The organism is Hahella sp. HN01 (assembly GCF_018986435.1).
Lineage (GTDB): Bacteria > Pseudomonadota > Gammaproteobacteria > Pseudomonadales > Oleiphilaceae > Hahella.
This window is the reverse complement of sequence record NZ_JAHMIN010000004.1, coordinates 34,417-55,431: the sequence shown is the minus strand read 5'-3', so window position 1 is coordinate 55,431 and position 21,015 is coordinate 34,417. Positions and strand designations below refer to the sequence as shown.

22 protein-coding genes are annotated in these 21,015 nt (G+C 52.7%); 17 read left to right on the top strand and 5 right to left on the bottom strand.

Annotated features, from left to right (window positions below; all coding sequences use genetic code 11):
* Positions 1-26 precede the first annotated feature (26 nt).
* Positions 27-722, bottom strand: coding sequence for an ABC transporter ATP-binding protein (locus KP814_RS05205; RefSeq protein ID WP_216735759.1), 696 nt, complete (start codon positions 720-722; stop codon positions 27-29).
* On the bottom strand, positions 715-1,956 hold the full coding sequence (locus KP814_RS05200) for a lipoprotein-releasing ABC transporter permease subunit (protein WP_216735758.1): 1,242 nt from the start codon (positions 1,954-1,956) through the stop codon (positions 715-717). Before KP814_RS05200 ends, KP814_RS05205 begins: the two co-directional genes overlap by 8 nt.
* Before the next feature lie 176 nt (positions 1,957-2,132).
* Here KP814_RS05200 and KP814_RS05195 point away from each other — a divergent pair, with 176 nt between their 5' ends.
* The 9 genes from KP814_RS05195 (at position 2,133) to infA (ending at position 9,265) form a co-directional block, all read left to right on the top strand.
* Complete coding sequence (locus KP814_RS05195; protein ID WP_216735757.1) at positions 2,133-2,744, top strand: PilZ domain-containing protein; 612 nt, start codon at positions 2,133-2,135, stop codon at positions 2,742-2,744.
* 132 nt (positions 2,745-2,876) lie between these two features.
* Complete coding sequence (locus KP814_RS05190) at positions 2,877-3,170, top strand: hypothetical protein (protein ID WP_216735756.1); 294 nt, start codon at positions 2,877-2,879, stop codon at positions 3,168-3,170.
* Positions 3,171-3,208: 38 nt separating this feature from the next.
* A complete protein-coding gene (locus KP814_RS05185; protein WP_216735755.1) occupies positions 3,209-4,243 on the top strand; it encodes an agmatine deiminase family protein in 1,035 nt (344 codons plus the stop codon).
* Complete coding sequence (locus tag KP814_RS05180; protein ID WP_216735754.1) at positions 4,243-5,145, top strand: carbon-nitrogen hydrolase; 903 nt, start codon at positions 4,243-4,245, stop codon at positions 5,143-5,145. The genes KP814_RS05185 and KP814_RS05180 overlap by 1 nt, the downstream gene beginning before the upstream one ends.
* A gap of 132 nt (positions 5,146-5,277) precedes the next feature.
* A complete protein-coding gene (locus KP814_RS05175) occupies positions 5,278-6,186 on the top strand; it encodes a MoxR family ATPase (RefSeq protein WP_127969729.1) in 909 nt (302 codons plus the stop codon).
* A gap of 183 nt (positions 6,187-6,369) precedes the next feature.
* Positions 6,370-7,320, top strand: a complete 951-nt coding sequence (gene trxB, locus KP814_RS05170) for a thioredoxin-disulfide reductase (protein WP_127969728.1) — start codon at positions 6,370-6,372, stop codon at positions 7,318-7,320.
* A gap of 104 nt (positions 7,321-7,424) precedes the next feature.
* Positions 7,425-8,129, top strand: a complete 705-nt coding sequence (gene aat, locus KP814_RS05165; protein WP_216735753.1) for a leucyl/phenylalanyl-tRNA--protein transferase — start codon at positions 7,425-7,427, stop codon at positions 8,127-8,129.
* Between the two features lie 2 nt (positions 8,130-8,131).
* Positions 8,132-8,836, top strand: coding sequence for an arginyltransferase (locus KP814_RS05160; RefSeq protein ID WP_216735752.1), 705 nt, complete (start codon positions 8,132-8,134; stop codon positions 8,834-8,836).
* A 210-nt stretch (positions 8,837-9,046) separates the two neighbouring features.
* Positions 9,047-9,265, top strand: a complete 219-nt coding sequence (infA, locus tag KP814_RS05155; protein ID WP_011396232.1) for a translation initiation factor IF-1 — start codon at positions 9,047-9,049, stop codon at positions 9,263-9,265.
* 156 nt (positions 9,266-9,421) lie between these two features.
* Here the strand turns inward: infA and clpA are convergent, their stop codons facing one another.
* Both clpA and clpS read right to left on the bottom strand, forming a co-directional pair.
* Entirely contained in the window at positions 9,422-11,701 is a 2,280-nt protein-coding gene (gene clpA, locus KP814_RS05150; RefSeq protein WP_216735751.1) for an ATP-dependent Clp protease ATP-binding subunit ClpA, read from the bottom strand.
* Positions 11,702-11,719: 18 nt separating this feature from the next.
* Positions 11,720-12,100 carry an ATP-dependent Clp protease adapter ClpS gene (clpS, locus tag KP814_RS05145; protein WP_216735750.1) on the bottom strand — a complete coding sequence of 127 codons (381 nt, stop codon included), beginning with the start codon at positions 12,098-12,100 and terminating at the stop codon, positions 11,720-11,722.
* A 361-nt stretch (positions 12,101-12,461) separates the two neighbouring features.
* Here clpS and KP814_RS33230 point away from each other — a divergent pair, with 361 nt between their 5' ends.
* Positions 12,462-12,812, top strand: coding sequence for a cold-shock protein (locus tag KP814_RS33230; protein WP_127969723.1), 351 nt, complete (start codon positions 12,462-12,464; stop codon positions 12,810-12,812).
* 209 nt (positions 12,813-13,021) lie between these two features.
* Here KP814_RS33230 and icd read toward each other — a convergent pair whose 3' ends face one another.
* Entirely contained in the window at positions 13,022-14,281 is a 1,260-nt protein-coding gene (icd, locus tag KP814_RS05135) for an NADP-dependent isocitrate dehydrogenase (RefSeq protein WP_216735749.1), read from the bottom strand.
* A gap of 165 nt (positions 14,282-14,446) precedes the next feature.
* Between icd and KP814_RS05130 the strand changes: the two genes are divergently transcribed.
* The 7 genes from KP814_RS05130 (at position 14,447) to KP814_RS05100 (ending at position 21,004) form a co-directional block, all read left to right on the top strand.
* Positions 14,447-15,055: a pseudouridine synthase gene (locus KP814_RS05130; RefSeq protein ID WP_216735748.1), complete on the top strand. Its 609-nt coding sequence runs from the start codon at positions 14,447-14,449 to the stop codon at positions 15,053-15,055.
* Positions 15,056-15,076: 21 nt separating this feature from the next.
* On the top strand, positions 15,077-15,523 hold the full coding sequence (locus KP814_RS05125) for an NUDIX hydrolase (protein ID WP_216735747.1): 447 nt from the start codon (positions 15,077-15,079) through the stop codon (positions 15,521-15,523).
* Positions 15,524-15,655: 132 nt separating this feature from the next.
* Positions 15,656-16,750, top strand: coding sequence for a tRNA 2-thiouridine(34) synthase MnmA (gene mnmA, locus KP814_RS05120; RefSeq protein WP_216735746.1), 1,095 nt, complete (start codon positions 15,656-15,658; stop codon positions 16,748-16,750).
* Between the two features lie 13 nt (positions 16,751-16,763).
* A complete protein-coding gene (hflD, locus tag KP814_RS05115) occupies positions 16,764-17,381 on the top strand; it encodes a high frequency lysogenization protein HflD (RefSeq protein WP_216735745.1) in 618 nt (205 codons plus the stop codon).
* 60 nt (positions 17,382-17,441) lie between these two features.
* Positions 17,442-18,836, top strand: coding sequence for an adenylosuccinate lyase (gene purB / locus KP814_RS05110; RefSeq protein WP_216735744.1), 1,395 nt, complete (start codon positions 17,442-17,444; stop codon positions 18,834-18,836).
* 7 nt (positions 18,837-18,843) lie between these two features.
* On the top strand, positions 18,844-20,061 hold the full coding sequence (locus KP814_RS05105; RefSeq protein WP_216735743.1) for a cupin domain-containing protein: 1,218 nt from the start codon (positions 18,844-18,846) through the stop codon (positions 20,059-20,061).
* Entirely contained in the window at positions 20,048-21,004 is a 957-nt protein-coding gene (locus KP814_RS05100; protein WP_216735742.1) for a GNAT family N-acetyltransferase, read from the top strand. The genes KP814_RS05105 and KP814_RS05100 overlap by 14 nt, the downstream gene beginning before the upstream one ends.
* The last annotated feature ends 11 nt before the right edge of the window (positions 21,005-21,015 follow it).

The following is a 21,015-nucleotide window of genomic DNA, read 5'->3' as shown; positions in this document are numbered from 1 at the left end:
CAACGACGTGCGCCACAAAGGTTACTCTACAAAGAGTTGCGATCCACTTTCGCCAATACGCCTTCTTTTAAGGAGTATTGTTCATCCATACGCGCCGCCAGCCCATAATCATGAGTCACCAGCACAAACGCGGTCTGATTCTGACGCACCAGATCCCATAACAGCGCCTGCACAGAATCCGCAGTATCCGGGTCCAGGTTACCGGTAGGTTCGTCCATCAAAACACAGGACGGCCTGGGAGAAAGCGCTCGCGCTATCGCTACTCGCTGGCGCTCACCACCAGACAGCTGTCCAGGACGATGCTTAAGGCGGTGCGACAAACCCACACGCTCCAGCCAGTACTCCGCTTCCTTTTTAGCTTCCTTGACCGCCACACCTCTCAACAACAAAGGCATGCAGACATTTTCCAGCGCATTGAACTCAGGCAAGAGGTGGTGAAACTGATAGACAAAACCCACGTGCGCGTTCCGCAGTTTGGCCTTGGCTTTTTCATCCATACCGTGCACGTCCTGTCCCGAGATGCGAATAGAGCCCGAACTTGGATGATCCAAAGCGCCCATAATATTCAGCAACGTGGACTTACCTGAACCGGATGCGCCGACAATAGCGACAGTCTGCTCCGGATAAAGCGAAATATTAACGCCTCGCAGAACTTCGATAGACTCCTTCCCCTGAACATATACTTTATGCACAGATTGGCATTCCAATACTGGACTACTCATACCTCAACGCCTCCGCCGGCTCGATTTTGGACGCGCGCCATGCGGGATACATAGTCGCAACAAAGCTGATAGTCAGGGTTACTGCGCTAATCAACCCAACATCCCCCCACTGCAAATCAGAAGGGAGGTAACTGATGAAATACACATCGGAGCTTAGTAACTGAATACCCGCCACTTTCTCAAACCAGGCGATCATATCACTGATATTAAGCGCCAGCAGGCAACCTAGCAGCACCCCCAAGGCAGTGCCCACAACCCCTATAAACAGACCTTGGACCATGAAAATGCGCAGAATATTACCAGGGGTCGCCCCCATCGTCCGCAATATTGCAATATCCGCTTTCTTGTCCGTCACAACCATTACCAGAGTGGAAACAATGTTAAACGCCGCCACCGCAACGATGAACATCAACAGCAATCCAACCATGGTCTTTTCCATTTGGATAGCTTGAAACAAATTACCGTGTGTCCGCGTCCAGTCGCTTGCGTAGTACCCACTCCCTAATTCCGCCACAATTGTGCGGGACACTTTTGAAGCATCGAACAAGTTCTTCAGCTTAAGTCTCACACCCTCAACAGAATCCCCCAAGCGCTTTATCTTGGCTGCATCTTCTATATTGATAATCGCCAGCGTACTATCCAGTTCCGCACCAACGCTGAATATCCCTTTCACTGTAAACCGCTTCATTCTAGGGAACACTCCAGCAGGAGTTACCGAAGCTTCGGGCAATATGACCGTGATTTTGTCTCCCACTCTGGCGCGCATGTAACTAGCCAAAATGTCACCAAGGACAATGCCGAACTCTCCAGGTTTCAAATCATCCAGACTGCCAGAGGTGATATGATCCTGAACGATGGAAACACCTTTCTCCGCCTCGGGATCAATACCGTTGATCATGATTCCATGCACATTTCCCGACGCGGTGGCCATGCCTTGCGCATATACGAATGGGGCAACGCCTTCTACCTGCGGATGTTGCAAAGCAAACTCTTTGACCTCCCCCCAGCTACTCATAGGGTTATGGCTCTTAATCACCGCGTGCGGAACCATACCCAATATCCGCTGCCGCAACTCCCGGTCAAAGCCATTCATGACAGACATGACAGTAATCAGCACCAGCACTCCAAGAATCAACCCAATCATGGACGTCAAGGAGATAAAAGAAATAAAGTGGTTATCTCGCTTCGCCGAGGTATAGCGCAAGCCTATAAATAGAGATAAGGGTTTATACATCCACAGAGCACCTGGTATTAATGGTTGGCTTGTTGGCGGGCTTAAATCGTCGCCTGAAAGTGTGATCGGATGGGAGCGTCCGACTGGCCGCTTAAGATGATAAGTTAATTAGCCCAAATTAAGCGGCGTAAAACTATAATCTATTAATAAGTGTTTCACTACTACGGTTTATTAATATGTCCGATTCAGACGCCACATCAGATAACCGGAGGGATTATTATCGAATTCATGACCAGGCTTTGGTTGAGTATCAGGAACGCACTGCAAGCAATCACTCAATGGCGGAGTTCTATCGGCACCCTGTCTATTTCGAAATGCTGAACGAGTTGCAAAGCCTGGATCTGGAAACCTCCAAGCTGATGGGACATGTTGCGGAAAAGGACCGTTCCCTCGCTGCATTGCTTAAAGCGCTCAACAAAAAAGTCGACTTGATCGCCCGCACGCTCGCGCTGGTGGAGACGGACATCAATGAGGATAGACTGCAGTTTATCGACCTGAGCGAGGGTGGTATGGCCTTTGTCAGCCCCCACCAGGAGCGTGCGGGACAGCAGCTGATTCTTAAGGCGACGCTGGTGCCCAGCTACATATCCATTCTGACCGAAGCGGAAGTCGTCAGCTCCGAGTCCGTCAAGGAGCATCCAGAGCATGTTCTAAGCCATGAACAAGAAAACGGCGACGGATTTATCACGCGAGTCAATTTCATTAATTTCAGCGAATCACAGCGACAAATCGTTGCAAGACACATTCTGAGAACCCAGCAACAGCAACGCAGGCGCCAACTGGAATAAGATGTCGCCATGACGCAAATCCAAGAGCATTACTCAATTAATGACAAAGACTTGCGTATGAAATTTTAAGTGTCTAATCAGCTAAATACAGCTAGACTAGTATGTTAAAGAAACGAATTTAGGAATAAGTCGATGCTAAATTCTTGGAATAAGTTATTCGCTGTCGCTTTAATCAGTCTCGCGCCATTGGCCAACGCCGATGAGCTAGTCACCCCCATCATGCAACAAGGCTCATCAAACGCCGGCATGGAAACGCCACGCACAGGCCTAACTATGAGCGCGGTGGAAAAACGCTACGGCAGCCCTTCTCATGTTAAAGGCCCGGTAGGCGACCCGCCTATCACAGTATGGGAGTACGGAAACTATTCCGTATATTTTGAGGGCGATCGCGTAATTCATACTGTACTTAAGCCTGTCAAACCGTAAACTACTCGCCCCTTAAACTGTTTACGATGGATTAACCAGTGAGCACTATTGTCCTGCCTCCTGAATGGGCGCCGCAGTGCGCCGTTCTGCTGACTTGGCCTCATGAGCAAACCGACTGGGCTGACCGCCTGGAAGAAGTTGACAGAACTTTTTTGGATATCGCCATTGCGGTCTGCAAATACCAGAATCTGGTTATTAACTGTCAGTCATTTCCGCGCCTGGAGGCGATCGCCGACGCATTGCACGAAAACGGCGTACCTCCTGAAAAAGTGGCGCTGTTCTGTGCCCCGTCGAACGATACTTGGAGCCGGGACCACGGTCCTATCACCATTTATGACAATGACGAGCCGGTGCTGCTGGATTTCCACTTTAACGCCTGGGGCGGTAAGTTTGACTCCGAAAAAGACGACCAGATAACCGCTACGCTTTACGAGCTGGGCGCGTTTGATGGCGCAGCCTTGCGCCATATTCCTTATATTCTGGAAGGCGGCTCCATTGAAACAGATGGTCGAGGCACATTGCTAACCACCTCCGCCTGCCTGTTGACCCCGACGCGCAACCCGGACGCCACCAAGGAAAAAGTGGAAGCCGTCATGGCGGAACACTTGGGCATCCAACGCACTTTGTGGCTGGATCACGGCTACTTGGCCGGAGATGACACCGACAGCCACATTGATACGCTCGCCCGCTTCTGCGACGAACGCACTATCTGCTATGTACAGTGTCTGGACCCGGAAGATGAGCACTACGCGGAATTGTCCGCGATGGAAAAGCAATTGCAGTCATTCGTCGATGCGGACGGCGCGCCTTACAAGCTGGTTCCGCTACCCATGGCGCGCGCCTGCTATGACGAAGACGGTCATCGCCTGCCAGCGACATACGCTAACTTCCTGATCATTAATGAGGCAGTCCTGGTTCCAGTCTACGATCTTCCTGAGGACGAGGCAGCGTTGAACGCCATTCAGTCATGCTTCCCTGACCGTACTATTGAAGCCATTGACTGTCGCAGCCTGATTGAACAGCATGGGAGCCTCCACTGCGTCACCATGCAATTACCAGAGGGAGTGATCTGATGAAAAAAACCACCTTACAGGTGGCGGCCCTCCAGCAGCAGAGCTTTCCCGAAAAAGAAAAAAGTCTTGCCCTGACGGCGGAGCTTATCGCCCAGGCTGCGGCGCAAGGCGCTGAATTGATTGTGTTACAGGAGCTGCACGCCACCCTGTATTTCTGTCAAACAGAAGACGTGGACGTATTCAATTTGGCGGAGCCGATTCCCGGCCCGACCACCGAGTTCCTGTCCGAGTGCGCGCGCAAGCACAATGTAGTAATCGTTGGCTCTTTATTTGAGAAGCGCGCCCCAGGCCTCTACCACAATACGGCGGTCGTATTGGAGAAAGACGGATCATTGGTCGGCAAATACCGCAAAATGCATATTCCCGACGATCCCGGCTTCTACGAGAAGTTTTACTTTACGCCTGGCGATGCCGATGCTGAGGCGGGCTTCAAGCCAATCCAGACCTCTGTTGGCAAACTGGGCGTGCTGGTGTGCTGGGATCAGTGGTATCCCGAAGCGGCGAGATTAATGGCTCTGGCCGGCGCAGACATGCTGATCTATCCAACCGCTATCGGCTGGGACGTGCGCGATGATCAAGCCGAACACAAACGCCAACTGGACGCCTGGATCACCATTCAGCGCGCGCACGCAGTCGCCAACGGCTTGCCGGTAATCGTCGCCAACCGGGTCGGCCAGGAGCCTGATCCTTCACAACAGTCTCCCGGCAGCCTGTTTTGGGGCAATAGTTTTATCGCTGGCCAACAGGGCGAAATCCTGCGTCAGGCCGATGACTCAAGCGTGCAGATAATCGCCGCTGAGCTTGACCTGCAGCGCACAGATGATGTCCGCCGCATCTGGCCTTATCTGCGCGATCGCAGAGTAGACGCCTACCAAGACCTGACTCGTCGTTACATCGACTAGTTAGAGCCAGAAGCGGACTATACGTCCGCTTCTCTATTTAGCGCCCAAATTATCCTGGCGCGACTATAATTCTCAAACAGTCAGCGCGGCGCACAGCCGACTGATGACCGTTAATCACTGATTGGACGAACCATGACAGAAACCGTCAGACAGGCCGTCGCACAGATTGGCAAAGTCGTTTTAGGTAAAGAGCACCAGATCAGACTCGCACTCACCTCCCTCCTCTGCCAAGGGCACCTGCTGATAGAAGACCTGCCCGGCATGGGCAAAACCACACTTTCCCACGCCATGGCGCAAACGCTGGGTCTGAGTTACAACCGGGTGCAGTTCACCAGCGATCTGCTGCCGTCCGACCTGATTGGGATTAACCTGTTCGATAAGAACAAAAGCGAGTTCACTTTTCATAAAGGCCCTCTTTTCGCGCAATTGGTGCTGGCCGACGAAATCAACCGCGCCACGCCAAAGGCTCAGAGCGCCTTGCTGGAAGCTATGGAAGAGCGCCAGATCAGCGTCGAAGGAACCACTTACACGCTTCCGAAGCCGTTCTTCGTCATTGCGACTCAAAATCCATCCGACCAGTCCGGCACCTTTTTGCTGCCGGAGTCGCAAATGGATCGCTTCTTCATGCGCATCCATCTCGGCTACCCACCGCCGGAAGCTGAACGTGAACTACTGAAAGGCAGTGACCGTCGCTCACTGCTGAGCAAGCTGCAGCCTGTCATGCCGCCGGACGTGTTGGCGGATCTGCAGGCGAAAGTATTGGAAGTGCGAGCCACTGACCCGCTCATAGACTATATCCAGCGCATCATCGCCTATACTCGCAGCCACAGCGGCTTTAAAGACGGCATATCGCCTCGTGGAGCCATCGCACTCCTGCGCGCCGCTAAAGGCTGGGCATTGCTGGAGGGACGCCAACACGTGCTTCCTGACGACGTTCAGACCGTCCTGCCAGCTGTCGTCGAGCACCGGCTCGGAGGCTCAAGCCGCGCGGAGCACTATCCGTTGTCGACGCAAATTCTGAGAGAGGTGACGGTGGTCTAAAAACCGCCTCCCCCATAATTACATGGCTCTATATGCCCCATAACCAAATATAATCAATCCAGTTAAACAAATATGATACTTTAGGCGCATTATTTTTGATGCCTTCCAGCCACAGGGATCATTGGATACAGCGGCAAGGGGTCCGTACCAGGCATTGTTTTATTTCAGCATTAAGGAACGTCAATGAGTAAAGAAACCAGGCACATCAAACTGCTTATTCTAGGCTCCGGCCCCGCCGGCTACACCGCTGCGGTTTATGCAGCCCGCGCCAACCTGAATCCGGTCATTATCACCGGCATGCAAATGGGCGGACAATTGACCACCACCACGGATGTAGATAACTGGCCCGGCGACGATGCTGGCGTACAAGGCCCTGAGCTGATGCAGCGCATGCAAAAGCACGCGGAGCGCTTTGACACCGAAATCATTTTTGACCACATCAACGAAACTGACTTGAGCCAGCGCCCGTTCCGCCTGAAAGGCGACAACGGCGAGTACACCTGTGACGCGCTGATTATCGCCACCGGCGCCTCCGCGCAGTACCTTGGCCTGGATTCAGAAGAAGCATTTAAAGGCAAAGGCGTCAGCGCTTGCGCCACCTGCGATGGGTTCTTTTACCGCAAGCAGAAAGTCGCAGTTATCGGCGGCGGCAACACTGCCGTCGAGGAAGCGCTTTACTTGTCCAATATTGCAGCGGAAGTCACCCTGGTGCACCGCCGCGACAAGTTGCGGGCGGAAAAAATCCTGCAGGACAAACTGTTCGAGAAAGAGCAGAACGGCAATATCAAAATTGTCTGGGATCACACACTGGACGAAGTCCTGGGCGACGACTCCGGCGTAACGGGCCTGCGCCTGCGCAGCACCAAAGACGACAGCACTCAGGAACTGGAAGTGACTGGCGCATTTATCGCCATTGGCCACAAGCCCAATACCGATATTTTCGCTGGCCAGCTGGATATGAAAGACGGCTACATCAAAATTCGCTCCGGTTCTGAAGGCAATGCGACCCAAACCAGCGTACCCGGCGTATTTGCCGCAGGCGACGTTGCCGACCATATCTACCGCCAGGCGGTAACTTCGGCGGGCTTTGGCTGTATGGCCGCTCTTGACGCCGAGAAGTTCCTGGACCAATAATCCCACCGGGAATGCGACTAAACGCCCATTAATCCTAATGGGCGTTTTTGTTTACGCTTTCTTCGATATTGTGTATTAAAACAAGCCCAGCAAGATTCATTTCTATGCCCGCCCTACCCTGGTTAGATGAAAACCTATGGTTTCCTCATCCTGACAGCGCCTTGAAGGACCCAAACGGCCTGCTCTGTGTCGGCGGCGATCTCCATCCCGCCCGCTTACGTCTGGCGTATGAAAACGGCATTTTCCCCTGGTTCAGCGACGACCAGCCCATACTTTGGTGGTCCCCCGATCCACGCTGCATCATTCGACACGAAGACTTGCATATATCCCGCAGCATGCGCCGCTTTTTGCGTAACTGCGGACTTACTTACAGCTTCGACCAGCATTTCAGTCAGGTTGTGCAATCCTGCGCCGCGCCTCGTTCCTACTCAAACGAAACCTGGATCACTCCGGACATGCTTCAGGCGTATAGCTATCTCCATCAGATTGGCGTCGCTCACAGCATTGAAGTATGGCGGGAGTCCGAACTGGTTGGCGGRTTGTATGGCCTCGCCATCGGACGCTGCTTTTTTGGCGAGTCCATGTTCTCCAGAGAAACCAACGCCTCCAAAGCGGCATTCATCACTTTAGTCCGACAACTACACGCCTGGGGCTATCGATTGATTGACTGTCAGGTGCCCAATCCACACCTTCTCTCTTTGGGGGCTTGCCAGATTTCAAGAAAAGAGTTTTTATCTATACTAGAAATAGAGGTGCGAGCCGATTTCTCTCACCCCTGGAAGATGACGATAGACCCCACAGGCTGCTGACGATGTCGAACTTAAGGACTCTGGTTTTTTACGCCACGCCGGAACACCCGTGCAGTTACCTTGACGATCGCCTGGCCACCACCATGTTCGTGGACCCTAAAGCGGACATCAACGTGGATCTGTACACTCGGTTGTCACAACTGGGATTCCGTCGCAGCGGCAACCACTACTACAAGCCTCGCTGCAATGGTTGCAACGCCTGTATCGCCGTGCGTATCCCCACGGAGGAGTTCAACCGTACGCGCAGCCAGGAACGTACCTGGAAGCGCAACTCAGACCTGACGGTACGTCTGCGCTCCGCTCAGTTCGAACAAGAGCACTTTGCTCTCTACCAACGCTACATCAGCGCCCGACATCAAGACGGCGATATGTACCCCCCCACACTGGACCAGTATGAGTCATTCTTGCTGGAGGCGCGGTCAGAAACCCTGTTTATCGAGTTCCGTCTGGATAACAAACTGCTCGCCATCGCTGTAACAGACAGAACCACAGACGGCCTCTCCGCAATCTATACATTCTTTGATCCGAATGAGGATAAACGCGCCCTTGGCGTCTACGCCATCCTGTGGCAACTCCAGTTCGCCCGCGAACAACGCCTCCCCTATTTATATCTGGGATACTGGATACGAGGCTGTCGAAAAATGTCCTACAAAACCAATTACCGCCCTATTCAAGTGTTAGTCAGAGATTCCTGGATTACTATTTAACGCCCAACTTTCATACATCTCCTGGCTACATAACACCCTTATCCCCGCGTCAACCCGAAAATTTTGCGAAATAGGGGCTGATTATCCAGATAATAAAGAATTGGCTTTTGCACTTTGGTTATAATTAAGGCAAAATTCGCTCTCTTAAAAAAGCGCTTACTATTTTTTAACTTTTTGCGCTTAACACGAATTTCATGAGGACAAAGCTGAATGGCGAAAGAAGGTAATATTGAAATGGAAGGGACCATCATTGACACCCTTCCCAATACAATGTTCAGGGTTCAACTCGAAAATGGTCATGTCGTTACTGCCCATATCTCCGGAAAAATGCGTAAAAACTACATTCGCATTCTGACTGGAGACAAAGTCAAAGTAGAAATGACCCCCTACGACCTGAGCAAAGGTCGCATCGTATACCGCGCCCGCTAATACCTCACATTAATTTTCCCAAATCGCCTCCTGAACTGTTTAACACGTTCTGTAGTTGGGAAAATTCGTAAATCACCAGCAACTATCTGGCGATTTAAGCAGGCGAAATAAAAAAGGGGCTTTTCGCCCCTTTTTTAGTTTCCAACACCCTTCCAATTAAGGCGTAGATTCGTCCAGCAGCTCACGCTCCGGCACATATTTAAAGTCCAACTTGTCGTCCTTCACACTGATAAACACGGTGCCGCCGCATTCCGCCAAATCTCCGAACAGGATCTGTTCGGCGAGAGGCTTCTTGATATTCTCCTGAATAAGTCGAGCCATGGGCCTCGCCCCCATCTTCTCGTCATATCCGTGCACCGCCAACCAGGCTTTGGCTTCGGTATCAAACTCAAGAAGGATGCGCTTCTCGTCCAGTTGCGCCTGCATCTCGGTCAGGAACTTGTCCACCACATGAGTAATCGTAGTGGTGTCCAATGGGCCAAACTGAATGATTCCATCCAGACGGTTTCTGAACTCAGGCGTAAAGGTCTTGGTAATGATCTCCATACCGTCAGTCGTGTGGTCCTGAGAACGGAAGCCAATGGAGCGACGACTCATTTCCTCAGCGCCAGCGTTGGTGGTCATCACCAGAATGACGTGACGGAAATCCGCCTTGCGACCGTTGTTGTCAGTTAGAGTGCCGTGGTCCATTACCTGCAGTAGCAGGTTAAAGACTTCCGGATGCGCCTTCTCTATCTCGTCCAGCAGCAATACGCAATGAGGATTCTTATTAACCGCTTCGGTCAACAAACCACCCTGATCAAACCCGACATAGCCAGGAGGCGCGCCAATCAAACGGGAAACCGTATGCCTTTCCATGTACTCAGACATGTCAAAACGCACCAGCTCCACACCCAGAATTTTGGCCAACTGACGAGTCACCTCCGTCTTACCAACCCCTGTAGGGCCAGCAAACAGGAATGAGCCTTCAGGCTTACCGTCCGACTTCAACCCCGCTCTGGAGAGCTTGATAGCGGTCACCAAGGCCTCAATCGCAGGGTCTTGGCCAAACACCACCATCTTCAAATTACGCTGCAGATTGCGCAGCTTGTCTTTGTCGGAAGAAGAAACGGTTTTTGGCGGAATCCTGGCGATTGACGCCACGACGCTCTCAACGATATGAATATCAATGATCTTGGCGCGATCAGCCTCGGGCTTCAGCCTTTGACTGGCGCCCGCCTCATCAATGACGTCAATCGCCTTATCCGGCATATGGCGATCATTGATATAGCGATCCGCCAAGTCCGCCGCGGAACGAAGCGCCGCGTCGGTATATTCAACTTCATGATGCTTCTCGAACTGTCTTTTGAGCCCCTTCAGAATCAGATAAGTATCGTTAACAGAGGGCTCCACCACGTCAATCTTCTGGAAACGACGCGCCAGGGCGCTGTCTTTCTCAAATATGCCGCGGAATTCTGTGAAGGTGGTTGAACCGATGCAGCGAATCTCACCGGAGCTCAACAACGGCTTCAACAGGTTTGATGCGTCCATAACGCCACCGGAAGCTGAGCCGGCGCCAATGATGGTATGAATCTCATCAATAAACAAAATGGACTTGGTTTGACGCTTCAATTCTTTCAATAACGCCTTGAAGCGTTTTTCGAAGTCACCACGGTACTTGGTACCCGCTAACAGGGCGCCCAGGTCCAGAGAATAGACCACCGCGTCTTTGATGATGTCCGGCACGTTGCCTTCAACGATCTGTTTCGCCAAACCTTCAGCAATGGCGGTTTTACCAACGCCAGCCTCACCCACCAATAGCGGGTTGTTTTTGCGACGACGCGAAAGAATCTGCATGACTCTTTCCAGCTCTTTGTCACGACCGATTAAAGGATCAATCCGCCCCAGTCTGGCCTGCTCATTCAGATTGGTCGCGTACGATTCCAAAGGTTTTGAACCGCCGCCCTCTTCCAAGCCTTCCTCCTGGTGTTCGTGTTCCTCATCCTGTTCACGGTCGCCGGAAACTTTGGAAATGCCATGACTGATATAGTTAACCACATCAATACGAGCGACGTTCTGTTTCTTCAGGACGTACACCGCCTGACTTTCCTGCTCGCTAAAAATAGCGACCAGAACATTAGCGCCAGTCACTTCTTTCTTGCCTGATGACTGGACATGAAATACGGCTCTTTGAAGCACCCGTTGAAACCCAAGAGTCGGCTGAGTTTCCCGCTCTGGATCATTGTTCGGAATCAACGGCGTAGTCGAATCAACAAACTCCGAAAGCTCGTTACGCAGCTGACCCAGATCCGCGCCGCATGCTGTTAACACTTTCAGCGCAGAATCATTGTCGAGCAGGGCAAGCAAAAGGTGCTCGACCGTCATGAATTCATGACGTTTCTCGCGCGCGCTTTTGAAAGCTGCATTAAGAGTTAATTCGAGGTCTTTACTTAGCATTTGGCACCTCAGGAATGACTAATCCGCTCTTTCTATCTCACATAGCAGAGGGTGTTCACACTCGGACGAGTACTGGTTTACCTGAGCCGCCTTCGACTCAGCGATATCCCTGGTGAACACTCCACATACTGCACGCCCTTGGGTATGCACCGCCAGCATAACTTGCGTAGCCTTAGGTTCCGACATGTTGAAAAACGTTATCAACACCTCAACAACGAAGTCCATCGGTGTATAGTCGTCATTCAACATAACAACCTGATACATCGAAGGCCGCTTCAGCGCCGGTTTCTCAGGCGCTAGCGCTAGACTCCCGGGGTGGTCCCCATCTTGGTTCCCTTCATCCTCCAGGCCATCGTTGTCCTGATTTAATATTAGTAGACTATTTTCAACTTTACCCATAGCCGGATTGAATAATTTAGTTAAATTTTTACAGTAGTTCGTAACTTTCCGGCAACCAGCTCTGAGCTCTTTTTTGCAACACAATAACTGCCCGCCAACTACACTATACGCCAATTATAAAAGTGGAGTCGCCCCATCCAAACTTCAATGGGCCCAGCCTTTTGGCCGGTTACTTTCAATATGCGCTGCTTTATAATACTATCTGCTTTGGTAGCAAACTAGGCCGAGATACTCGAATTGTTGTACTGCTGCTACCGGTGCTTTAGTAGTAAAGCGAAAGTAGTAAAATTAGAGTGGACTGGCCAATAGACAAAAATAACTAGGGTAAAAGCCCATCTCTATGGAGACAAGGGAGTCGATCATGCCTCAAGGTAAAGTAAAATGGTTCAATAATGCCAAGGGCTACGGCTTTATCATCGCTGATGAAGGAAACGGCGATCTCTGCAAAGAAGATCTGTTCGTCCACTTCTCGTCAATCCAAATGGAAGGATACAAGACGCTGAAAGCGGGACAAGCTGTTAATTTTGACGCACAGCCCAGCGGCAAAGGATTCCACGCGGTCAATATTGTTCCGCTAGAATCCGAACCAGAAAAATCCTCGAACGATCCTGAAACGGAGACTGCGGAAGGCCCTGAAAGCGCCGCAAAAACCGAATCAGTCGAGAATAAATCAAAAGAGAATTCAAGAACGCCAATGGCCGCAAGCGCTTAGCTTAGCAACCATCCGGATACTTGAAATTCCAAACATGCTCCGGCTTGTACGGGGCGTGTTTTGCCCTGCTTGTGACATCAATCGGCCAAATCACCGCCTTTGCGCCATCAACTATTATGTACGTCAGATCATGGCGATAGACATAAACGAGATGGCGAAAAAAAGCCCCGCTGCATGCGGGGCTTTTAGTTTCCGCTGCACGGAAAATCCTACTTCATGTGCCTGATTACCGCATCGCCAAACTCAGAAGTTTTCAGCAATGTCGCGTCCGGCATCAAACGCTCGAAGTCGTAAGTTACCGTTTTCGCCTCGATAGCGCCGGCCATGCCATTCAAAATCAGATCAGCCGCTTCTTCCCATCCCATATGACGCAACATCATCTCAGCGGAAAGAATTAACGACCCAGGATTCACCTTGTCCTGGCCAGCGTACTTGGGAGCCGTGCCATGCGTCGCTTCAAACAACGCCACACTGCCGCCAATATTCGCGCCTGGCGCAATGCCAATTCCCCCCACTTCCGCCGCCAAAGCGTCGGAAATGTAGTCGCCGTTCAGGTTCAGTGTCGCAATGACGCTGTAATCTTCCGGGCGCATCAAGATTTGCTGCAGGAATGCGTCGGCGATAACGTCTTTAATAACAATCTGACGGCCGGTTTTTGGATTCTTGAACGCATGCCATGGCCCGCCATCCAGGGGTTCCGCCCCGAAGCGCTCCACCGCCAATTCATATCCCCAGTCCTTAAACGCCCCTTCGGTGAACTTCATAATGTTGCCTTTGTGAACCAGAGTCACTGACGGCTTGTCATTATCAATCGCATATTGAATCGCTTTTCTCACCAGACGCTTGGTGCCCTCTTCCGACACAGGCTTGATGCCGATACCGCAATTGTCGGGAAAACGGATTTTGGTGACGCCCATTTCTTCACGCAGAAAACGGATGATTTTTTGCGCTTCCGGACTATTCGCCTTCCACTCAATGCCAGCGTAGATATCTTCGGAGTTCTCACGAAAAATCACCATGTCGGTCTTCTGAGGCGCCACGACAGGACTGGGCACACCCTTGAACCAGCGCACCGGGCGCATACAGACATAGAGATCAAGTTCCTGTCGCAGCGCAACGTTCAGGGAGCGAATGCCTCCGCCAACAGGCGTGGTCAGCGGTCCTTTGATACCAATAGAGAACTCCCGCAACACCTCCAAGGTTTCCTCAGGCAGCCAGTCATTGGGCCCATACACCTTGGTCGCCTTCTCGCCGGTATAGATTTCCATCCAGGCGATGGCGCGTTTGGAGCCATAGGCTTTTTCAACAGCCGCATTGACAACTTTGATCATTGGAGGGGTAATGTCGACGCCAATCCCATCGCCTTCGATGAAAGGTATAATTGGATGATTGGGGACATTCATGGACAGGTCCGCGTTTACTGTGATTTTGTCACCGTCGGCAGGAACTCTGATCTTTTGGTATCCCATTCTCTACTCCGTAGGTTTAAGGTTTGTGTTATTCCATAATATCGAACAGAAAGAAGCTTCCACCGAACGGCGTGAAGCGGGAGCGCTTTGTAGTTTTATTACCGCGCCCATAGTATAGCACTGCGAAAACCGTAATTTTATTACAGAAGTTGGTAACTCCAAGCAATGGCTACTTTAGTCGTATTCAACAAGCCCATGAACGTTCTGACTCAGTTTAACGACTCTCAGGGACGCGACACCCTGTCCAACTATATCGACAAACCCGGCGTGTACGCCGCAGGCAGACTGGATTACGACTCTGAGGGATTACTGCTGCTGACGGATGACGGCGCGATTCAAGCGCGCATCAGTCAACCGAAATTTAAACTCCCGAAAACTTACTGGGTGCAAGTCGAGGGCGTCATTGGCGAAGCCGCATTGCGTAGACTGGAGAAAGGGGTAATGCTCAATGACGGCCCCACCCGCCCTGCTCACGCCAGCCTCATCAGCCCACCCGAGGTCTGGGAGCGTGCCCCTCCCATCCGACAACGTAAAAACATCCCCACCAGTTGGATCGCCCTGACCCTCTTTGAAGGCAGAAACAGACAGGTGCGTCGTATGACCGCCGCGGTAGGGTTTCCAACCCTGCGTCTGATCCGATACAGTATTGGCCCCTGGAGCATTAATGGCTTAGAGCCTGGAGAGTGGCGGGAAGAACACGTTCACGCGCCGCAGAAAGCGCAAACCTCCAGTCGCAGAAACCCTCAGAAAGTTGTTCGTTTCAAAAAACGCTAATCAAATATTCGGAGCATTTTTATGGTGTGGCGCCCCAGAGCCGTCGTGGCCGCGATCATTCCCCAAGACGATAAATTCCTGTTCGTAGAGGAAGAGATTAATGGGCGCGCCGTTCTGAATCAGCCCGCCGGCCATATCGAAAAAGGCGAAAGCATATTTGACGCAGTTCTACGTGAGACGCTGGAAGAAACCGGCTGGGAAGTGGAACTGGAAAATTTTGTCGGCATATATGTCCTGAATACACCCGATCCGGAGACGGTTTACCATCGCTACTGCTTCAGCGCTCGCCCCTTAAGACAAACCGGACGCACGCTGGACCCGGACATCACCGCCACCCTCTGGCTGTCGCCTGCGCAACTGATCAATGGCGATATCCCTCTGCGCAGCGATCTGGTCAGGCTGTGTCTGGAAGATTATCTTGCAGGTCGCCGCCTTCCTCTGGATACGATTCGCCACCACAGAATCTAAAGCTTGCGCCAAAAATCAGGCGCCAGTTAATGAAACTTTAGAAATCTTGCCGGCGGACGCCTATAATAGGGCGTTTTTTCACACTGAAGCCTTGGCGTCCCTTAGCCAATCCAAGCCCTGAAAGTTTAAGCCATGTCCACACATCGTAATCAACGCGTCATCGTTGGCATTTCCGGAGGAGTCGACTCCTCTGTATCCGCCTACCTCCTGAAAGCACTCGGCTATGAAGTCGAAGGCTTGTTCATGAAAAACTGGGATGAGGATGACGGCACCGAATACTGCACCGCGCTTTCCGATCTGGAGGATGCGCAAAAAGTCTGCGATAAGCTGGGCATCAAATTGCACACAGCAAGCTTTTCTGCTGAGTACTGGGACCGCGTTTTCGAACATTTTCTGGATGAATATCGCGCAGGACGCACGCCCAACCCGGATATCCTGTGCAACAAAGAAATCAAATTCAAAGCTTTCCTGGACTACGCCCAGGCTCTTGGCGGCAATCTGATCGCCACCGGCCATTACGCCCAGTTCTCCCGTTTTGGCGAGCACACTTATCTGATGAAAGGCGCAGATCCCAGCAAAGAACAGAGCTACTTTCTACACGCCGTCCCCGGACAGGCGCTCGCGCGAACCTTATTCCCGGTCGGCGGTCTATTAAAGAAAGAAGTCCGCCGCATTGCCCGGGAGCAGGATTTGGTCACTCACGACAAAAAGGACAGCACCGGCATCTGCTTCATCGGCGAGCGTAAGTTTTCCGACTTTCTGAAAACCTACCTGCCTGCCCAGCCCGGGAAAATCGTGACGGATAAAGGCGAAGAAATTGGCCGTCACCAAGGCTTGATGTACCACACTATCGGTCAGCGCCAGGGTCTCGGCATTGGCGGCTTGAAAGGCTATGACGACGCGCCCTGGTATGTGGTGGAGAAAGATCTCGATAACAATGAACTGGTCGTCGCCCAAGGAGGCGATCATCCTCGACTGTTCAGCGCCGGTCTTACCGCCAGCAAGCTGGATTGGATTAACGGCCTTCCCGCCAAGTCCTCCTTCTCCTGCTACGCCAAAACCCGTTATCGTCAACCTGATCAGTTGTGTCGGGTGGATGTGCGGGATGGCGGCGTAAAGGTGACATTTGATAAGCCCCAGCGGGCGGTCACCCCCGGCCAGTCAGTTGTATTTTATGATGGCGCGCGCTGCCTGGGCGGCGGCGTTATCGAATCCGTATTCAAATAGGAGTCTGTCGACATTGTCCTATAACCTTGAGAATCAAGTGATAGCGCTGGCGGGCGTCTTTCAGTCCGCCGCGTTGGTGGATCAGTTGGCCAAGCAAGGTACTGTCGCTCCAACCAGCTATGAATGCAGTCTGAAAAGCCTGCTCAAGGTCGATGCGACCTCAACCCTGGATGTGTATGGCGATATTTATGGCGTGCAACTGGGCTTAAAAGAGTTGATCGCCGTACTGGAGAGAAAGCAGGACCGCAAAAAAGTGGATGTCGTGCGTTACGCCCTGACGCTCCTGTACCTGGAAGGCAAGGTCAACAAGCGCGGCGATATGCTGGACGTAATGAGCCAACGCATCGCGCAGATAACGACCCAGACTTTGCACTTCGACCCCACACATACCAATATCATCAGCGCTTTCGCCTCGCTATACAGCGACACCATCAGCACCTTCCCTCAGCGTATACAGGTGACTGGCGACCCCAGATTCCTGAGAGTGGATGAAAACGCGGATAAAATTCGCGCCCTGCTGCTGGCTGGCATTCGCGCCGCCGTGTTATGGAGACAGGTTGGCGGACGCCGCTGGAAACTGTTCTTCATGCGCAAAAAGATTCTGCAGATCGCCAATGGCATGTTGCGCTGATCGCACGCCCCTTTAATGTTAGAATTCAACGTTTGTTCAACCGCTGCAAGAGATAGAAACATGATACTTAACGAGCTGACAGCACTCTCCCCCGTCGACGGCCGTTACGCCGGTAAGGTCGCCGATTTGCGGCCGATCTTCAGTGAGTTTGGTCTGATCAAAGCGCGGATTGAAGTGGAAATCAAATGGCTGCTGCAATTGGCCGCCAATCCCGGTATCCCAGAAGTTCCCGTTTTTGACGCAGCCACTGCGGCCTTCCTGACCGCCATTTACGAAAACCTGTCACTGGAAGACGCTTCCCGAGTCAAGGAAATCGAGCGCACCACCAATCACGATGTGAAGGCGGTGGAGTATTTCATCAAAGAACAGTTCAAACGCGAAGGCGCGCCTGAAATCCTTACGGATATCAATGAGTTCGTCCACTTCGCCTGCACCTCGGAAGACATTAACAACCTGTCTTACTCCCTGATGCTGAAGCGCGGCGTACAAGAGGTCGTGCTGCCGGTCATGCAGCAGGTCGTCGCCAGACTGGAAGAGCTGGCCCTGAACTTCGCCGCACAGCCTATGCTGTCCCGCACGCACGGCCAAACTGCATCTCCCACGACGGTCGGCAAAGAGCTTGCCAATGTGGTCGCTCGTCTGAAAAGACAAATGGCGCAGATTCGTCAGGTCAAAATGCTGGGCAAGATCAACGGCGCCGTCGGCAACTACAACGCACACTTGAGCGCCTATCCCGATGTCGACTGGGAAGCCCACGCTCAGGGCCTGATCAAAGAGCTGGGCCTGGAGTGGAACCCGTACACCACTCAGATCGAACCCCACGATTTTATCGCTGAAGCCTTCGACGCAGTATGCCGGTTCAATACTATCCTGATCGACCTGAACCGCGACGTATGGGGCTACATTTCCCTGGGTTACTTCAAGCAAAAAGCGGTGGCTGGCGAAGTCGGCTCTTCCACCATGCCTCACAAAGTTAACCCGATTGACTTTGAAAACTCCGAAGGCAACCTGGGCATCGCCAATGCGGTAATGGAGCACCTGAGCCGCAAACTGCCGGTTTCCCGCTGGCAGCGCGACCTGACCGACTCCACCGTATTGCGTAATCTGGGCGTTGGTCTGGCGCAGTCCTTGATCGCCTATCACTCTACTCTGAAAGGCCTTGGTAAGCTGGAGCTGAACCCAATGCGCCTGGACGGAGACCTGAATCAAAGCTGGGAAGTATTGGCGGAACCCATTCAGACCGTCATGCGTCGCTATCGCATCGAAGGCGCCTACGAGAAGCTGAAAGAGCTGACTCGCGGCAAAGCGATTACCCAGGAAGCGATGAAGCCGTTTATTGAGTCGCTGGAAATCCCTGAAGAAGCCAAGCAGCGTCTGCTTGAAATGACGCCGGCGACATACATCGGCAATGCTGCGGAGCAAGCTGCGCGCATCAAAGACTATAGCGGCGAGTAACAGCGATATGTTGACTCACCTGGGCGACATCAGCGTCGCCGACTTCCTGGCGAATTACTGGCAAAAAAAACCGCTGATTATTCGCGGTTTACTTCCCGGTTACGAATGCCCGCTGGACGAGAATGATCTAGCGGGGCTCGCCACGGAAGAAGAAGTGGAATCCCGTTTGGTCTATGAAGAACTGAACGGTCAGCCCTGGCAACTTGAGCATGGCCCGTTTTCCATTGAAAAGCTGGAGAACATGCCTCTTCAGGGTTGGACCCTTTTGGTGCAAGGATTGGACACCTGGGTTCCAGAAGTCGCCGACTTGCTCGACCGCTTCCGTTTCCTACCCAACTGGCGCGTGGACGACATCATGGCCAGCTTCGCTCCCCCCGGCGGCAGTGTGGGACCGCACTTTGACCATTACGATGTGTTCCTGATCCAGGCGACGGGCGCTCGCCGCTGGCGCATCGGCCCGCCCTGCGATCACCAGTCGCCAAGGGTGGACGGCACGCCATTACGCATTCTACAGAATTTCGAGCAGACGGAAGAATGGTTGCTGGAGCCAGGCGATGCGCTGTATTTGCCGCCACGGTACGCCCACTACGGCATCGCGGAAACGTCTTGCATCACTCTTTCTGTGGGCTTTCGCTCCCCTACTTATGCGGAACTGATGTCCGCGCTGGCGGACGATTGGTTTGAGAATCCCGCGTTATCCACTCATCTGCATGACGCCACCGAAGCGCCATTAAATAATCCAGGCCTGATAAGCGACGACGTTTTTGCAGACATCAAATCCCGTTTACAAGCTCTGCTGGATGACGAAGCAGGTCTGCGTCGCAGCTTCGGTCGCTTTATCAGCGCACCCAAGTTTGACGCCGCCGTCCCGCCCCTGGAGGCGGATATGCGCCTTTCGCCGGAAGACGCAGGCGAATCGTTGCAGGACTCGGAAATCCAGTGGCGCTGGAATGAAGGTTCCCGCTACACCTACAGTCTGTATGAAGAAGCTGGCGTGCGCCGTGTCATGTTCGCCGTCGACGGCGAGGCATACGACGCCGATGAGCGCTTTGCGCCGCTGGTGGAAATATTGTGCCGCAGCAACAACATAGACCGTGAACGGCTGCTGCCGTGGGGCGCCGATAAGGACGCATTGAAGTTGTTGAGTTCCTTGTTAAATAGAGGCAGTCTGGTGCTAGAAGGCTTCGATGATGACGAGGAAGACTGGGACGATGACGACGCTTAAGTACACCCGCATTACGACTTGGTTGGAAAATGAGAGCGAACTACGCGCAATCCGCCAACAAGTGTTTGTGGAGGAGCAAGGCGTTCCCCCGGAACTGGAGTGGGACGACAAGGACGAGAACGCCGTACATTTCCTGGTAAAAGACGTGGAGGACCGCAATCTGGCGGTCGCCCGTCTGGTGCGTCTGTCGCCGGAAAAAGCGAAGGTCGGTCGTCTGGCGGTGCTGCCGGAGTTTCGCCGCCAGGGCATCGCCAAAAGTTTGCTTAAATTCGTTATCGGTTACGCCCGTTCAGAAGGATTCAACCTTCTGACGCTCAGCGCCAACATCGACGCTACCTCCCTCTACGCGAACGAAGGTTTCCAGGCTTTAGGTTCGCCTCATGAAGAAGCCGGTTCGCTACATCAGCGCATGGAGCTGACGTTAGGAACCGCCAAAGTCGAAGCCGCCAACGCATTGGGGCAAGACGAGCGGGTTTACCGCACTCACTCCGAAACCGATTATCTGGAGCACCTGAAGTCGCTTACCTCCCAGGCGAAACAAAGCGCCTTAATCCTGACCTGGGATCTGGAAAAAAATGTTTTGGACGACCCCGATGTGCTGGATGCACTGAGTCGTCTCGCCCGGGGCGGTCGCGCCACACAGATTAAAATCCTGTTGGGCGCGCCGAAAACGCCAGTGGCGCAGAGCAACCAACTGCTCGCCCTCGCCCGTCGGCTCACCTCCAATATTGAAATCAAGATGCTCAACCCTGAGCTGAGTTTTCCCGAGCAGGTTTATGTGCTGATTGACGATGACGGCGTCTTGCTGCGCCATCATTACGAAAAATGGGAGGGCTTTTGCTGCTATCAGGACCCCGGCACGGTGAAGCGCCTGAAAGATGAGTTCATGCGCTTACTGCAGCACAGTCAGGTTTCGCAGGAATTGCGTCAATTTTCCCTGTAGATCGGCGTTCA

Coding starts and splice junctions, on each gene's coding strand:
- KP814_RS05125 (WP_216735747.1), top strand. CDS start 15,077: ATGGTGTGGCGCCCCAGAGCCGTCGTGGCCGCGATCATTCCCCAAGAC.
- trxB (WP_127969728.1), top strand. CDS start 6,370: ATGAGTAAAGAAACCAGGCACATCAAACTGCTTATTCTAGGCTCCGGC.
- KP814_RS05130 (WP_216735748.1), top strand. CDS start 14,447: ATGGCTACTTTAGTCGTATTCAACAAGCCCATGAACGTTCTGACTCAG.
- KP814_RS05205 (WP_216735759.1), bottom strand. CDS start 722: ATGAGTAGTCCAGTATTGGAATGCCAATCTGTGCATAAAGTATATGTT.
- purB (WP_216735744.1), top strand. CDS start 17,442: ATGATACTTAACGAGCTGACAGCACTCTCCCCCGTCGACGGCCGTTAC.
- clpA (WP_216735751.1), bottom strand. CDS start 11,701: ATGCTAAGTAAAGACCTCGAATTAACTCTTAATGCAGCTTTCAAAAGC.
- KP814_RS05175 (WP_127969729.1), top strand. CDS start 5,278: ATGACAGAAACCGTCAGACAGGCCGTCGCACAGATTGGCAAAGTCGTT.
- mnmA (WP_216735746.1), top strand. CDS start 15,656: ATGTCCACACATCGTAATCAACGCGTCATCGTTGGCATTTCCGGAGGA.
- KP814_RS05200 (WP_216735758.1), bottom strand. CDS start 1,956: ATGTATAAACCCTTATCTCTATTTATAGGCTTGCGCTATACCTCGGCG.
- KP814_RS05195 (WP_216735757.1), top strand. CDS start 2,133: ATGTCCGATTCAGACGCCACATCAGATAACCGGAGGGATTATTATCGA.
- KP814_RS05180 (WP_216735754.1), top strand. CDS start 4,243: ATGAAAAAAACCACCTTACAGGTGGCGGCCCTCCAGCAGCAGAGCTTT.
- KP814_RS05190 (WP_216735756.1), top strand. CDS start 2,877: ATGCTAAATTCTTGGAATAAGTTATTCGCTGTCGCTTTAATCAGTCTC.
- icd (WP_216735749.1), bottom strand. CDS start 14,281: ATGGGATACCAAAAGATCAGAGTTCCTGCCGACGGTGACAAAATCACA.
- KP814_RS33230 (WP_127969723.1), top strand. CDS start 12,462: ATGCCTCAAGGTAAAGTAAAATGGTTCAATAATGCCAAGGGCTACGGC.
- clpS (WP_216735750.1), bottom strand. CDS start 12,100: ATGGGTAAAGTTGAAAATAGTCTACTAATATTAAATCAGGACAACGAT.
- KP814_RS05160 (WP_216735752.1), top strand. CDS start 8,132: ATGTCGAACTTAAGGACTCTGGTTTTTTACGCCACGCCGGAACACCCG.
- KP814_RS05105 (WP_216735743.1), top strand. CDS start 18,844: ATGTTGACTCACCTGGGCGACATCAGCGTCGCCGACTTCCTGGCGAAT.
- infA (WP_011396232.1), top strand. CDS start 9,047: ATGGCGAAAGAAGGTAATATTGAAATGGAAGGGACCATCATTGACACC.
- KP814_RS05100 (WP_216735742.1), top strand. CDS start 20,048: ATGACGACGCTTAAGTACACCCGCATTACGACTTGGTTGGAAAATGAG.